This window comes from Bifidobacterium sp. (genome assembly GCF_022647885.1).
GTDB lineage: Bacteria > Actinomycetota > Actinomycetes > Actinomycetales > Bifidobacteriaceae > Bombiscardovia.
Window position 1 is genome coordinate 2,005,634 of the sequence record NZ_JALCLM010000001.1, and the last position, 14,945, is coordinate 2,020,578.

The following is a 14,945-nucleotide window of genomic DNA, read 5'->3' on the forward strand; positions in this document are numbered from 1 at the left end:
TCCTTTTCTAAAATTCCTCAATAAGCGTTCTCAACACACCTTCACCAAAGATGATGGAACTCACTGGGATTCGTTCATCGACGCCATGAAAATTGGCAACGTAGTCGAAGCCATCAGGAATTTTCAGTGGAATAAATCCGCATACGTCAATATTCGGATTCAGCATCAGTACAGCTTTGCTATCAGTCCCGCCCGAAGCAAGGAAAGGAAGCACAGCCGCTTCAGGATCAGCATGTTGGAGGATGCCGCACAATGCTTGATACAGTGTGCTGTCAATTGGGGTAAGGTACCCATTACTGCTATGAATGTCGTGAATATCCGCTGCAGTCCCCGCTATATGCTCAAGAGTTGATTTCAATTCCTGTTCTTTTCCAGGCAAGGAACGACCATCAAGTAACGTGGTAGCAGTAGAAGGCACTACATTCACTGTGCTCCCAACATCCACTGATGTGGGATTACAGGTATTGCTCACGCAGGCTTCTATCCACGGGCGTGCAGGGCCTGTAAGCGACACCACACTCTCAATGAGATCTTCCGACCAGTCTTCTTCACTCTGAACATCACGCTGCGGCAATAACTGCTGTTCGCTAGCAATATGCCATATCCCGTTGAGTAAGCTCGAAGTTATAGGATTGAGATCGACAGGCCATTGATACGCAGCAATATTGTTTACCAGCGTTGCCGCTTTAACCACGGCATTATCGTGATTCACTTGGGAACCGTGCGAAGCTGACCCTTTACTCGTTGCAGAAAACCACTGCGTTCCTTTTTCACCCATTTGCACGTAATACGTGCGACGAGAACCGATCTGTGAAGAGAAACCACCAATTTCACTGATTACAAAACCAACATTGTCGAAGACTTCAGGATGATTATTGGCCATCCACTCTGACCCATAAGCGCCGCCAGATTCTTCATCGCAAAACACTGCTAACACCACAGTTCTGTGTGGCTGCTCGCCTGAACGAATCATTGCTCGTACAGCAGCAATAGTCATAGCGAGCATGTCTTTCATATCAACTGCGCCTCGACCCCAGACACATTCAGTAATCCCGTCAAAGGCAATCTTGCCTGATAAAGGATCGTCATCCCACTCGTCATTAGCTGTGGGAACGGTGTCTACATGTCCATGAATCAATAACGATGGCAACTCTGGATGTTTTCCAACAATGGTTGCGATAAGGTTCAGTCGCTTAGGGGCGCTTTCGAAAATACGTGATTCAATCCCGACCTCTAGTAATCGATCACGAACCCATTGAACAGCTGCACGTTCATCACATGAACCATCACCTGGGTTACGTGTATCGATGCGAATCAACTCAGACGTAAAGCGGACAACCTCAGGGTATGTGCTAGTCATGATGTCTGCTCCGAAACTGAGGCAGGCGCTGCGGTCACATCCGGCGCAACCGATGCGAACGAAGCAGTAAGGTCAGTTACTTTCACATCTTGATCTCGCAAATATTGCAAAGCCTGAGTAATATCGTCGTCTTTACCGCGAAGTTTGACAATGAGTCCACCAAGGGGATATCCATCAATAATTTCTAATGAACCGTAAAAAATGTTGGCTACCAGAGCATACGACACTGATATTTGAGAGACCAGAGCCTCACTCACTGCTTTACGAACATACTGCATATGAATCAGCACCTCGTCCTCAGCAGGTTTGAGAGCTTGTGCACCTTCATTGATAAGTCGGTAAAATCTGGTTAAACCAGTGGAATTTTCAACGAACTTGGCCGCCAATGAGGCTTGAGGGTTAGACATCACATCGTAAATGCCACCTTGCTCTACGATGGTGCCTTTATCAATTACTGCAACATCAGTACAAATAGCTTTGATAACGTCCATTTGGTGTGTGACCACAATGATGGTGATACCAAATTCACTATTCAACCTTTTAAGCAAACGCAGAATGGTATCAGTAGTCTCAGGATCTAAAGCACTCGTGGCTTCGTCACATAGAAGCAGCTTCGGTGAGTTCGCCAAGGCTCTAGCAATTGCTACCCGCTGCGACTGTCCACCAGATAGCTGCGAGGGGTAGGCGTCTTTGAATTTGGCAAGACCAACCAGCTCAAGTAAATGTTCTGCCCGCTGCTTACGCTCGTTTCGTTTTAGCCCCGAATCTTTTAGGGGCAGCAATACATTTTGCAGAACAGTGCGCGATGGCATCAGATTGAATTGTTGGAATACCATACCGATGTTCTGACGAAGTGATCTCAGCTTCTTACCGGAAAGATTGGTGACATCTTGTCCTAATACTGTTATTGAACCACCGCTAGCAGGCGCAATACCGTTAATGGCGCGCACAAGTGTACTTTTCCCTGCACCACTGAGGCCTATGATGCCAAAAACTGAACCTTCTGGGATTTCTAAATCGACATTGCGTAAGGCTACATGTTCACCCTCTCGGGTCTTAAAGGTCTTCGAAAAATTGGATATGGTAATAATTGCAGACATAGATGCCCCTATATATGGCGATTTCATCAGTTTTGACGGTCGAGATCTCCAAAAGTTTCATGATATTTTTTTTGGAGTTACGCCGCAACGAGAAATTCGGCAGCAGGTAATACGCAGTAGGTAATACATAGTCGGTTATACCCACTGTGAAAGTCAGTCATCTTTTCATGCAGCCGCATGAATAACGCCACATAGCGCTTGCCGATGACTGTTGATAAACAGCGCCGAGATTATCTCAACACTGGAACAGATCTTTCGGCTGACTCATCCTCTAACTCCTTATCTGCGAGCGCAAATGCTTGTCGAAGATCTTCAACCAGATCGTCGGCATCTTCAATACCTATTGCCAGGCGAATCAACTCATCGGTGATGCCCAGCTTGAGACGCTCCTCACGAGGGATTTCAAAATGTGTCATTCTACAGGGAAGCTCAGCAAGGCTCTCCACAGCTCCAAGACTGACAGCGAGTCTGAACACATGGAGATTGTTCAAAATCACACTGGGATTGACGCCCTTAGCCACCTCAAAAGCGAGCACTCCACCTGCACCTTTAACACCTTTATCCGTAAGCTCCTGCTTTCCACGAATACCTGTGCCTGGGTAATGCACACTTGACACCAGTGGATTCTCTTGTAGAAACTCTGCCACGCGGGCTGCGTTCTCTTGCTGACGGTCTAGGCGAAGAGCAAGCGTCTGCAATCCTTTACGCACAGAATCGCTCTCTGCAGGAGGTAACACACCACCTAAACGGTTTTGTGCAAAGTACAAACGATGGGCCAGTTCATCACTGCCAGCAACTGCAAGTCCTGCAACTACATCCGAATGCCCCGCTAAATACTTAGTTGCTGAATGAAGTACCACATCAGCACCCAAATCCAAAGGCTGTTGTAAGTATGGTGTTACGAAGGTATTGTCAACGATAACAACGGCGTTGTAACGGTGCGCAAGTTCAGAAAGCGCTGCTACATCATTGACCTGCAGCAAGGGATTAGTGAAAGTCTCAAAGTATAGGGCTTTTGCAGGGACTCCATTACCTCTGAGTGCAGCTTCTACTGCTGCCAGGTCTTGAGTGTCAACAACTTCAAATTTCAAGCCCCAACGGTCAAAGAACTCATGAATCTGTGAGTATGTGCCTCCATAGATATTGTCTCCTACAACAATGCGATCCCCTGGCGCAAAAATCGACAAGCTGGCATGGATGGCCGCAAGACCTGATGAAAATGCAAAACCACGAACACCGTGTTCAAGCTGAGCAATCTGACGCTCAAGGAATTCACGCGTAGGATTGCCCGAACGCGCATAATCCCATCGAGGAATATCATCGACGGATGAGAATGCAAATGTTGACGAGTTATAAATCGGAGGATTTACAGCGCCCGTCGCGTTGTCTTCTACAGCGATTCCATGAACCAATTGCGTATTGAATCGTGCCATCTTTTGAGCTTGCCACCCTCCGTGTTGTTCATCATCATGCCCGCAAGCACGACGTCTGAAAAGCTAGTATTTGCCGCCGAACATCGCCTTCGCGGCTTGATAGTTATGACGCTAGCAAGGGCGTAGCGGCAATGACAAGCTCAGCCGCATACACATAATTTATAAGGGGTTCAAATTCCTAGAGATTGCACAGATTATGGTCAGAAATCAAGAGCTGCTATACGCTGAATTCTTCAAGAGCGTGTCGCATGCAGGGTAAAACAGAGAGGTATCAGCACGTAGACAAATTCTATAGGCTAAGACAACAGTGAATCACTACAAGGGAGACATGATGGCCACACTGGGCAATTCAGGCATTGACATCTATCCACTGGTTCTGGGAGGTAACACTTTTGGATGGACCAGTGATGAGAAGACCAGCAGAGAAGTTCTCGACGAGTTTGTAGCAGCTGGTGGCAACCTTATTGACACAGCGGATGTATATTCCGCTTGGGCACCAGGCAACTCCGGTGGAGAGTCCGAGATTGTGCTGGGTCGTTGGCTCACTGCACGCGCTAAGCGTGACGATGTGCTCATCGCCACTAAGGTGAGTCAGCATCCTCAATATCAAGGCCTCTCAGCAGCAAACATAGAAGCTGCAGCGAACGAATCTCTGTTGCGCTTAGGCACTGATTATATTGATCTCTATTATGCTCATTTTGATGACGACACGACACCTCTCGAAGAGACTGTAGGTGCGTTCAACAAGCTCGTTACAGATGGCAAAGTACGTGCGATTGGCATTTCGAACTATTCAGCAGAACGCATCAAGGAATGGTTCTCAATTGCCCGAGAAAATAATTTCACACTCCCTGTAGCTCTTGAACCTCACTACAATCTGGTGACACGCAAGAATTATGAGGAGAATCTGCTTCCTGTAGCCAAGGAGGAAAATCTCGCGGTGTTCCCGTACTTTGCTCTTGCTTCAGGATTCCTTACAGGTAAGTATCGTACTGAAGATGATCTCAAGGGCAAAAAGCGTTCTGGGATGGTTAAAGATTACTTCACTCCAGCAGGTTTAGAGGTTGTTGCCGAACTAGACAATATCGCTAAGGCTCGCGAGGTTTCTATTGCCACAGTGTCACTGGCGTGGCTCCGTCATCAACCGCAGATTGCCGCTCCAATCGCCTCTGCTCGTATTCCAGAGCAGTTGCCTGCTTTGCTAGAGTCGACGAAGCTCTCGCTGAGCGAAGAAGAGCTCTCAAAGCTGGATGAAGTGTCCTCAAAAGTTGCATAACAGCAAACTTCACACGTTTGTGTAGGGATTTTTTTCTAACCTTTCTCACAAGGGTTTGCAAAAGGTTGGTATCTCAACAATCCTCGGATTAAGAACTTGTGGTTTATTAAAAAATCCCTACACAAACGACAATAGAGCGCGATGTAAGCTACATCGCGCTCTATTGCATTCTCAAACAGTAAATTTTGCGGAGAGTTCCTGTCTCGGTCGCAAATCAACGTTAGTGATGTGCACATCGGGGGTCGCCTGTGCAATCCATATCACCGTATTAGCGACTGTTTGCGGATCAATATACGACTCAGGCGTGAAAGCTACACCCAGATGGTTATCGATAGCACGAAGCATCTTAGTGTTGATTTGTCCGGGATACACGGTGCTCACTCGGACTTGATGCTCCGATTCTTCTAAACGTAAGGTATCTGCATAACCTCGCAATGCATGCTTAGAAGCGGCGTAAATCGAATGGTTGGCAACTGCACGCTCACCAGCACCTGAATTGATAAATACAATGGTGCCTTTGACCCGACGAATCACTGGCAGCAGTCCTGCCGTTAACAGTGCTGGCGCAGTAACGTTAGTGCTTAAGACGTGCTGCCAATCGGTGGCAGTAGCTTGGTCGGCTCTACCAACTGTTGCCGTTGCAGCAGCATGCACCAGCAAATCAATACCGTCTTGCTCACGCAACGCCAACTCTGATGCCCAGGCGAGAAGAGCGTCCGTATGAAGCAAATCAAGCTTAAATGCCTCAATACCATCAATTGCATTGAGCTCCGCTGCATCTTCGTATGATCTCACCACGGCCAGAACTTTCCAGCCTTGTGCCACTAAGCTTCGCACCAGTTTTCCGCCGACTCCTCCACCTGCACCAGTTACAAGCGCTGTTTTCTGATGTACTGTCATGTCAGCCTTCTTCCCGCGCACCGCCAAGGTACGCTTCTTGTACTTGCGGATTGTTCAGCAGTGAGGATGCTTCTCCTTGCAGTCGGATACTGCCATTTTGCAGCACATAACCATAGTCAGCAATAGATAATGCCAACTCAGCCTGCTGCTCAACCATCAATACGGAAACACCCAATTCGTCACGGAGTTTCGCAATTTGTTCAAGTACATCCTCAACCAATCTTGGCGATAATCCCATTGTTGGCTCATCCATGCAGATCAGACGCGGATGACTCATCAAAGCTCTAGCGAAAGCTAACATCTGCTGTTCACCGCCAGACATCGTGCCAGCTTGCTGATTGCGGCGCTCCTTTAGCCTCGGAAAACGCTCATACATCTGCGCCACATCCGCAAGACGTTCATCTGACTTTTTACGCGTATACCCGCCTGCGAGTAGATTCTCCTGGACCGTCATTTGTGGGAATACTCGTCTTGCTTCTGGAACTGCTGCAATACCTGCAATCACACGGTGTCTGGTACTCACCGAAGTGATATCTGCACCGTCATAGTGAATGCTTCCATTCTTAGGGTGTTTGAGCCCCAAAATTGTTTTCATGGTGGTGGATTTTCCTGATGCATTGCCACCTAGTAATGACACAATCGCACCTTGCGGGATTTCTATGGAAATGTGCTGCAAGGCATGCACCTGTCCATAAAACACATCCACATCTTGCAGAGTCAATAAAGGGGATCCCTCGTGTGCAATAGGATTCGGCTGCCCAGACTCTTGTTGTTCATTAATTGCTCTGTCTCGAGTAGAGGATGCCAGCTGCTCGCTTACACCGTCTAGGTTCTGCTCAGTCGTTTGTGCAGCAGGCAGGGCATTTTGAATATTCAACACCCCGCGGCTGTCAATGGCCTTTTTCTTCGCCACACTCCGACGCTTACCTAAATATGCTTCAACGACCTGAGGATTCTTACGCACATCATCGGGATCGCCTTGTGCAATGATGCGTCCCCCATCCATAGCTAGTACTTTGTCAGATAGCGCGGTTACTAAATCGATTTTGTGTTCAACCAGCAAAATCGTGTGCCCTTGTGCTTTGAGGTGTTGCAACTGTTGCAAGACCTCTGCGGTTTCAGACTGGTTCATACCCGCGGTCGGCTCGTCAAGCAACAGCAATTTCGGTTCGCTTATATGAGCACGGGCAATTTCAGTACGTCGGCGATTTGCATAAGACAATGTGTAAGCCAGATCATTACGTCTTGATTCAAGACGTTCTTTAAAGCGATCAATTTCTCGGCCAATACGTTCATCAACTTCGCGGTTCTCTCTTCGGGCATGCGGCCCAGGAATCAACGCTACTCCAGTTTCAGCGAGCAACGAGAGCCATCGGACTATCGGGAATCGTTGCAACCCCTTGAAGGGACGCTGTGAGTGAAGTTTCTTATGATAACCAAGCCCAATATTCTCGTCGACACTCAAACCAGCAAACACTCTGCCGTTTTGAAAAGTTCTGGCCAATCCGCGATCTGCAACCTCGGCGGCACTTAACCCCGCAACCGGATTGTTATCAATATCGATAATGCCAGAATCGGGCGAAATGAACCCAGAAATCAAATTAATAGTGGTTGATTTGCCGGAACCATTAGGCCCGATAATCGAAATAATTTCACCTTCGTGCAAGTCGAAAGACACTTTATTCACAGCGTGAAGTCCTTGGAAGGATTTCTCCAAGTCGCGTACCCGCAATATCACAGGCGCTTCAAGCACTGCTTTGCGATGTTCGGCATTGCTTATCTGATGGTTCCCATCAACTGCTGCAGCACTGCTTGGCGTAACACTATTTGGCGCAGCCGAAGTATTCTGATCACTCATAGCGCTCAACCTTTCCTTGCAAAAAGACCCTGTGGTCTAAAGAGAATAACCAAGACCAAGAGCGCGCCATATACGATGATTCTTGCATCTGGAACAATACGCAGCAGTTCAGGTCCGCCGATAAGGATGATAGAACCGAGCACCGCTCCGAGCGGCGAATTCATACCGCCCAAAACAATGATGGTGAGAATCAGCACAGAAACGCTGGATGTGAAAATTGTAGGATCAATATAGGTATATTGATGCGCCAGCAGAGCCCCCGCGAGTCCAGTGAAAAATGCAGCTAGGGCGTATGCCAAGGATTTATATGTGCTAGTCCTCACTCCTAAAGCCTGCGAAGCTTCTTGGTCAGAACCCACAGCCTCGAAAACGCGACCTAAATGTGAAGAACGAAGTCTCATCACTACCACCAGTGCAAAGAGCAAGATCACGATATCCAAGAGATACTGCATCTGCTGGGTATACAGTACCTGTCCGAAAATCGTAGGGAATGGTATGCCTTGAATACCTAGCGATCCCTTGGTAAGCGGCTCCCACAACCTAATAATTGCCACCATAACCGCGCCAACACCAATAGTTGCGATAGCTACGTAGTGTCCAGACAATTTCCATACTGGGAAGGTCAAAATACTCGCGGCTATAGCAGCAACGATTCCGGCAGCAGGCAATGCCACTAAGAATGGCCAATGCAACTGTGTCGTCAAAATAGCTGAAGCGTAAGCACCAGCCGCTAATGGCCCAGCCATACCGAGAATGGTTTGTCCAGCAGAACCAGAAATCAATGTAAGCCCCACGGCTGCGATGGCATATATGGCGACCTGCGTGCCGACTCCCGCAAGATAATCCGAGAAGAAGAATGGTGTGGCTAGCAGCGCCACAGCAAGGCCTGCATTGGCCCACCACGGCAAGGTAATAGGTCGCCCGCCTCCAAGGAAAGTGCCGGTAAGCGGTTCAGATTTCACATCGGTCTTTGGTCCCAGCAAGCCCTGTGGCTTGACGATAAGAATTATTAATAGAGCACCGAAGGTGATGAGATCATGAGCACCGTCTCCCAGCCAGGAAATGCCAATCGATTCGACAACACCAAGGACTAGTCCTCCAACAACTGCGCCTGGGATTGATCCCAACCCGCCGATGGTTGCCGCGACAAAAGCGGTCATGCCTATGGTTCCACCGTTCATCGGATTGATGTTGGCATTGAACAAACCAACAAAGATTCCAGAGATACCTGCCAGAACCGAACCGATAACAAATGAGATATTGCGAATAGATTTTACTGGTATTCCCATTTGACGAGCTGCCTCAGGATCTTGCGAAGTAGCCCGAATAGCCTGCCCTGTTTTGCCATATTTCAGGAACGCCCACAAGCCGACCATCAGCACACCCGTGAGCATGACCATCACCACATCAGAAGTACCAAAGCGTACTCCAAAGAGTTGCAGGTTGTAGGTTGGTAATAATTTGGGGAAGGGTCTGGTCTGAGGGCCAAAAATAAGTTGCAGGCCATTGTCAAGAATCTGACCGATACCAATGGTCGCTAATAATGCGGCAATAGGTTTACGACCCTCTAATGGAGCTATTACTGCTGTATTCATCAGTAAACCAAGAAGTCCAGTCACCACGATTACCACAAGAATCGTTGGCAATATGCCCCAACCTAGAGAAGAACCCAGCCACCACGCAACCATGATGCCGACTGCGACAATAGACCCCTGCGCAAAATTAGCCACATTCGTCACACCGAAAATCAGGGACATACCGACGGCCACCAAAGCATATGCGCTGCCGTGTATCAGACCTGAGAATAATGTATCAATCATATGTAGAGCTTTCCTTGATTCTCTTCACGAAAGGGCAAGTACCACTGCGTAAATCTATCTAACAGGCAATTGCGTGCAATGCCTATACGCGAAGCAAGCGCCCGTATCGTTTGCGAAACTATCGCATCTCGATGGGGCGCTGTACATCGCTCGGACTGTTTACTTAGTCTTCGTATTGTTCAAATTTTCCGTCTTTGACTACCAAAAGAATTGGATCAATATTATCTGCGCGGCGATTGCTTTGATTGAACTTAAACGTTCCACCGTTACCTTGGTAGAGAGGGAAATCCGTTACTGTCTTCAAAGCCTTCTGAATCCCTGCACGAGTTGGTTCTATTTTGTTCGCCGCATACGCAAGATCAATAATTGCCTGGTATGCAGTAACTTCGAAATTACCCGGGTTATTGCCATATTTAGCATTGAAATCTTTAACGAACTGCTTAGCTTTAGAATCCTTAGTGCCGGTTGCAGAGAAACTACCGGTAATAATGGTGCCATTGGCATTGTCTCCTGCAAGATCAAGGAACTCTTTCGTCTCTTGACCACCGAAATACTGGCCCGTGAAGCCTAACTTATCGCGTAAGGTGTTGAGCACTAATGCTCCATCAGGCCCGTAACCGATATCTACCACAGCGTCTGGTTTAGCATCGCGAGCGGGTATCAGAATTGGAGATAAATCTGTTGAATCAGCGAGGTAAGAGGATTCGTAGACGATTTCAGTCCCGTTCTTCTGAGCCTCCTCTTTGAAATACTCATATGCTTGTTTACCCCAATCATTTTCGATGTACACCACCGAAATCTTCTTGGCTTTTTTCGCTACGATATCTGCGTTGGCCTTTTGATACTTATCTTGACCAATTTGCGGAGTCCACACATGGTCACCAGTATCGGTAAAGGTTGGAGCAGAATTATTGAATCCATAGTGAACTAGGCCAGCTTGTTGGAAGATTGGTGAAGCCGCAGCTGAAGCAGGCGAAGCGTAATCGCCGACCACAGCAATTATTGATTTGTCAGCTACAAGCTTTGGCGCAACAGCTGCATCCTGCTTTGCATCAGACTGGGTATCAAAATACTTGAGACCAAGCTTTTTACCTTGTACTCCACCGTCTGCATTAACTTTTTCGATGGCGAGGTTAAAACCTTGCTCAAACAATTTGCCATATTCTGCATACTGTCCTGTTTTGGGATATATAACTCCAATATTGACAGTGTCGCCGCTAACACTTGAGGATGATGACGAGGACGAGTCTCCACCTAATCCGCAGGCAGAGACACTGACTATCGTCCCAGCTGCAATTACCAGTGCAGCAGCTGTTTGTAACGGTTTTTTCCAATGTTGAAATCTAGGGTTATTCATAGTTCTCTCTCTTCTTATTGCTATTGCTTTCACCGCTGGAGTCGACGCATACTTCACGCGCCCCTGTGGAGTGCGGTGCAGCACTCTCAATTCCGGATATTTTCAATAAGCTATTACGCTGTTGCCGATACCAGCACACGCGAGTCACTGAGCACCTGTAGCGAAGCATCGCTTGCAGGCGTTGGCACAGTGCAACTTGGAGCAAGCAGGAACGGCGTTCCGACAAGTGCCTTAATCGTGTTATCCAGTTCTGTAGTTACACCCTCTGAGCCTGCATCAACCGCGAAATCTTGTGCGCTTGCGCCAACCACCGGAACACTTTCTTGAAGCTGATCCACAGCGAGGTTATCGTCAAGGAATGGATCCCACTGCAGCAATTCAATACTCTTGTTATCGAACCAAGATGCATGTGAGTGTGCCTGACATGTGTGGAACAGTACTACTGCATCAGGTGAAGCCTTGCGCAGAGCATCAATAACAATCTGGTCATACGGCTCAGAGAATTCACGATACTGATTTTGATCGAAATAATCTTCGCTTACTGTGCCAGTAATAGCAAAGAAAATTCCGTCCAGACCAGCGCCACCTTCTGATTCTGGCTTAACCAAAGCTTCAACATATGATGCCAAAGTGTCAGCGATATGTTGCAATGCTTGCTTTGCTGCTTGCGGCTGATTGAGTATTAACTCTTGCACAGTAGTAGCCGAATGAGCATAGGTATCCGCAGGATATAGCGGTAAATCGGCTATCTGTAATAACACTGATAGTGGTGAAAACACCGTCTGCAGCACTGCTCGATCTTCAAGTCCACGCCGAATTAAGGTCGCGGCTTCCAAAGCTTCCTTAAAAGAAGGGTTGGTCAGCGGATCAAGTTCTTGGATAGTTTTAATGTCGGATGGCACAGCAATCGGCGAGCTGACTTTGCGAGGCAGTACAAAACCTTGATAATCCTCGGGATCAAAGACTGCACCCCAAGCTTCCGCATAGTAGACAGCTCGAGGATTGATTTTCACCCATTCCCAATCCCAATGCTTAACGAAATCAATGTATGCCTGTGCAAACTCCTGCGCACCGTACTCGTGACCGACGAGATGCTGCCAACCACCGACTAGATATGGTGTCGTCACATTGCTGTCACGACGGGCTATGTCATGGAATATCTGACGGCGATCTGTAGTCATGATGTCCCTTTCTGTGAGGACGCACAAAGCGTCAGATTCGTAAGGATCCTTCGGATTTATCTATGTGATGTGCAGCAATCATTCCAGCACCTCAATGATTTGCCGGTAAGCATTAGGAAAGCGCATTACCACCCCTTGCGTCAACCTAGAAACGCCTATTACGCTAGAGACATTTGTTATAACTGTTCATCAGCCATTGCAATGATGCGAATCTTGTGCCAAGTATTAATAACGTCTATAACACTCCTCCTGTGGCGCAAGAGGAATTTGCTGAATAATGATGATGGAAAGATAGTGCAACATCATAGCGGCAGCAATTGCCACTGCGCTCATGGCCTCATGAGTGTGACGATTCAGAATTGTTAAATTACGAAGGAGTCTCAAGCAGGTGAGTGATCACAACAGCTTTGATACAGTACGCATTCATGGCGGATATCAACCTGAAGAGCACCAATACGCTTCAAATGTGCCCATCTACTTGAGCGCCGCGTTCAACATGGGTAGCGCACAGCGCGGAAGAGCAATAGCTGAAGGGCGCGAGTCTGGTTACACATATTCACGGGTGGCAAACCCCACAGTTGCTATTTTGGAACGTAGAATCGCACAATTGGAAGGCGCTGTTGCCGCAGTCGCCGTCGCCTCCGGTATGGCAGCTATCTCAAATGCAATTCTGACAGTTGCAGAAGGCGGCGGCAGAATTGTTGCCCATCACGATATTTATGGCGCAAGTTTGGACGAGTTCATTTCCCTTGCACCCAAACTTGGTATTGAATTCGACTTCGTTGATGATATCAACGACCCTCAAGAGCTACGCAATGCTATAGGTCCAGATACCAAAGCGGTATTTGTTGAGAGTGTGACCAACCCGTTGACGAAGGTCACCAACGTCGATCAGGTCGCTGCAATTGCACACGAAGCAGGTGTTCCGCTCATCGTGGATAATACCTTCCCAACTCCATACTTATTCCGCCCCATTGAACACGGTGCCGATATAGTGGTGTATTCCTCCACGAAAGCTATTAATGGACACGGTAATGTCATCAGCGGTCTGGTTGTCGACGCTGGTCGCTTTGACTGGTCAAGTAAGCGTTTCCCGCAATTTTCAGAACCGGAATTTACCTTATACACCGAGGAGTCTGGTCATGCCCGCAGTTTTGTTGAGGCATATGGTAACGAAGCTTTCCATCAACGTCTGCGATGTAAATTTCTACGACTGCTTGGAGCCGTTCTTGGCCCACAACAGGCTTATCTTGAACTACTCGGCTTAGAAACTATTAGTGAAAGACTCAGCAAAGAAGTTTCTTCTGCTCAACGCATTGCCGAATTCCTCGCATCTCATCAATATGTTGATAAGGTCAATTATTCGGGTCTACCCAATAGTCCTCAGGCCGAGCTGGTCAAGAACTTGTACCCCAGAGGAATAGGGTCAATATTGTCTTTTGAATTATCCGGCTCAGAAGATCGAGTAAACCGATTCATTGATGCAACACAAGTTTTCAGTTACATCCCTAATGTTGGCGATGTGCGCTCGTTGATTGTCAACCCTGCACGCACTACTCACCGAGAGATTCCCTTTGAATTCTGGGAGAAAAACGGATTAAGCGTCAATCTGATTCGCCTGTCTATTGGATTGGAAGATCCGGATGACTTGATTGCAGATCTTGAACAAGCCTTCAATAAGGCGTATCAAGACTAATCTACCCGTGAACCTGGCAAGGGGCACTCACATCAATAGATAAGCACAGGGTAAACAGCACAGAGGTAAATAGCACAGAGGTGAGAGATAGGCTACTCACAATAACCTACACGCGATAACACACTCTCGTAGAATATAACGAAGGAGAACACTATGGCGGCAACACTATATTTCATTGGCGGAGGCAACATGGTTACGGCCATTATTGAAGCCATCCGCAAGAACTCCGCAAATTATGCGGTTGACGCACTCCATGTACAAGAAATCTCTCAGCAACGAATCGAGGATTTGCAACAACGCTTTGCTGTGACAGCTGCTGATCCATCGAGCACACCAGATGCGGATATTGTCATTATTGGCATCCGGCCACAAGATGATCTCACTACCGTCCTTAACTCTGTAGCACAGCGTTTTGACCCCGCGCGCACTACGATAGTTTCCATTGTTGCGGGATACACCATTGCTCAACTCGAAGAACATCTTGGGCACGATTTCGGCATTGCACGTATTATTCCCAATACCCTGACCACCACAGATTATGGTTATAGTGGTGTCGCACTCAATGAACGTGCCACAACAGAAGATGTTGATGCTTTTCTTCGCAACTTTGGCAAACCTCTATATGTTGAAGAGCGTCTTATCGACGTTATTACCGGCTTCTATCCACCGAATCTCGTCTATCACTTTATTGACGCTTATGTGGATGCTGGTGTTCTAGCCGGTTTGCCGAGAGACATCGCAAAAGCAATCGCACTAGACACAGTTATCGGTGGCACTGAATTCCTTAAACAAAAGGACGTCCTTCCCCAGGTACTGCTTAATATCAATAATTCACCTGGAGGCGTGGGAATAACCCAAGCGTATACGCTTAACAAAGCAGGCTTTGCTGCAGCAGTACAAAGCGCCGTTCTCGCTGCCGTCAATCGCACTACTGCATTGGGACGTGAAGCCCACTAGTCATCGG

Annotated in this window: 11 protein-coding genes; 3 read left to right on the plus strand and 8 right to left on the minus strand. The window is 47.7% G+C overall.

Going from position 1 to position 14,945, the window contains the following annotated elements; translation table 11 throughout:
- Positions 1 to 7 precede the first annotated feature (7 nt).
- From LKI20_RS08480 to LKI20_RS08490, 3 genes are all read right to left on the minus strand, one after another.
- The gene (locus LKI20_RS08480; protein WP_291772774.1) at positions 8 to 1,360 is read right to left on the minus strand and encodes a M20/M25/M40 family metallo-hydrolase; all 1,353 of its coding nucleotides are present in this window, start codon (positions 1,358 to 1,360) and stop codon (positions 8 to 10) included.
- Positions 1,357 to 2,460: a methionine ABC transporter ATP-binding protein gene (locus LKI20_RS08485; RefSeq protein ID WP_291772776.1), complete on the minus strand. Its 1,104-nt coding sequence runs from the start codon at positions 2,458 to 2,460 to the stop codon at positions 1,357 to 1,359. Before LKI20_RS08485 ends, LKI20_RS08480 begins: the two co-directional genes overlap by 4 nt.
- A 230-nt stretch (positions 2,461 to 2,690) precedes the next feature.
- Positions 2,691 to 3,893, minus strand: a complete 1,203-nt coding sequence (locus LKI20_RS08490; RefSeq protein ID WP_291772778.1) for a trans-sulfuration enzyme family protein — start codon at positions 3,891 to 3,893, stop codon at positions 2,691 to 2,693.
- A 328-nt stretch (positions 3,894 to 4,221) separates the two neighbouring features.
- On the opposite strand from LKI20_RS08490, the gene LKI20_RS08495 reads away from it, so the two are divergent.
- Positions 4,222 to 5,169: an aldo/keto reductase gene (locus LKI20_RS08495; RefSeq protein WP_291772780.1), complete on the plus strand. Its 948-nt coding sequence runs from the start codon at positions 4,222 to 4,224 to the stop codon at positions 5,167 to 5,169.
- A gap of 171 nt (positions 5,170 to 5,340) precedes the next feature.
- Here the strand turns inward: LKI20_RS08495 and LKI20_RS08500 are convergent, their stop codons facing one another.
- The 5 genes from LKI20_RS08500 to LKI20_RS08520 all read right to left on the minus strand — a co-directional run bounded on the left by LKI20_RS08500 (position 5,341) and on the right by LKI20_RS08520 (position 12,285).
- Entirely contained in the window at positions 5,341 to 6,069 is a 729-nt protein-coding gene (locus tag LKI20_RS08500) for an SDR family oxidoreductase (protein WP_291772782.1), read from the minus strand.
- A 1-nt stretch (position 6,070) separates the two neighbouring features.
- Positions 6,071 to 7,927, minus strand: a complete 1,857-nt coding sequence (locus LKI20_RS08505) for an ATP-binding cassette domain-containing protein (protein WP_291772784.1) — start codon at positions 7,925 to 7,927, stop codon at positions 6,071 to 6,073.
- 5 nt (positions 7,928 to 7,932) lie between these two features.
- On the minus strand, positions 7,933 to 9,747 hold the full coding sequence (locus LKI20_RS08510; RefSeq protein WP_291772786.1) for an ABC transporter permease: 1,815 nt from the start codon (positions 9,745 to 9,747) through the stop codon (positions 7,933 to 7,935).
- 163 nt (positions 9,748 to 9,910) lie between these two features.
- Complete coding sequence (locus tag LKI20_RS08515) at positions 9,911 to 11,104, minus strand: ABC transporter substrate-binding protein (protein WP_291772788.1); 1,194 nt, start codon at positions 11,102 to 11,104, stop codon at positions 9,911 to 9,913.
- A gap of 113 nt (positions 11,105 to 11,217) precedes the next feature.
- Positions 11,218 to 12,285: a uroporphyrinogen decarboxylase family protein gene (locus LKI20_RS08520; protein WP_291772790.1), complete on the minus strand. Its 1,068-nt coding sequence runs from the start codon at positions 12,283 to 12,285 to the stop codon at positions 11,218 to 11,220.
- 388 nt (positions 12,286 to 12,673) lie between these two features.
- Here LKI20_RS08520 and LKI20_RS08525 point away from each other — a divergent pair, with 388 nt between their 5' ends.
- On the plus strand, positions 12,674 to 13,981 hold the full coding sequence (locus tag LKI20_RS08525) for an O-acetylhomoserine aminocarboxypropyltransferase/cysteine synthase family protein (protein WP_291772792.1): 1,308 nt from the start codon (positions 12,674 to 12,676) through the stop codon (positions 13,979 to 13,981).
- 153 nt (positions 13,982 to 14,134) lie between these two features.
- Positions 14,135 to 14,938, plus strand: coding sequence for a pyrroline-5-carboxylate reductase family protein (locus LKI20_RS08530; protein WP_291772794.1), 804 nt, complete (start codon positions 14,135 to 14,137; stop codon positions 14,936 to 14,938).
- Positions 14,939 to 14,945: the final 7 nt, after the last annotated feature.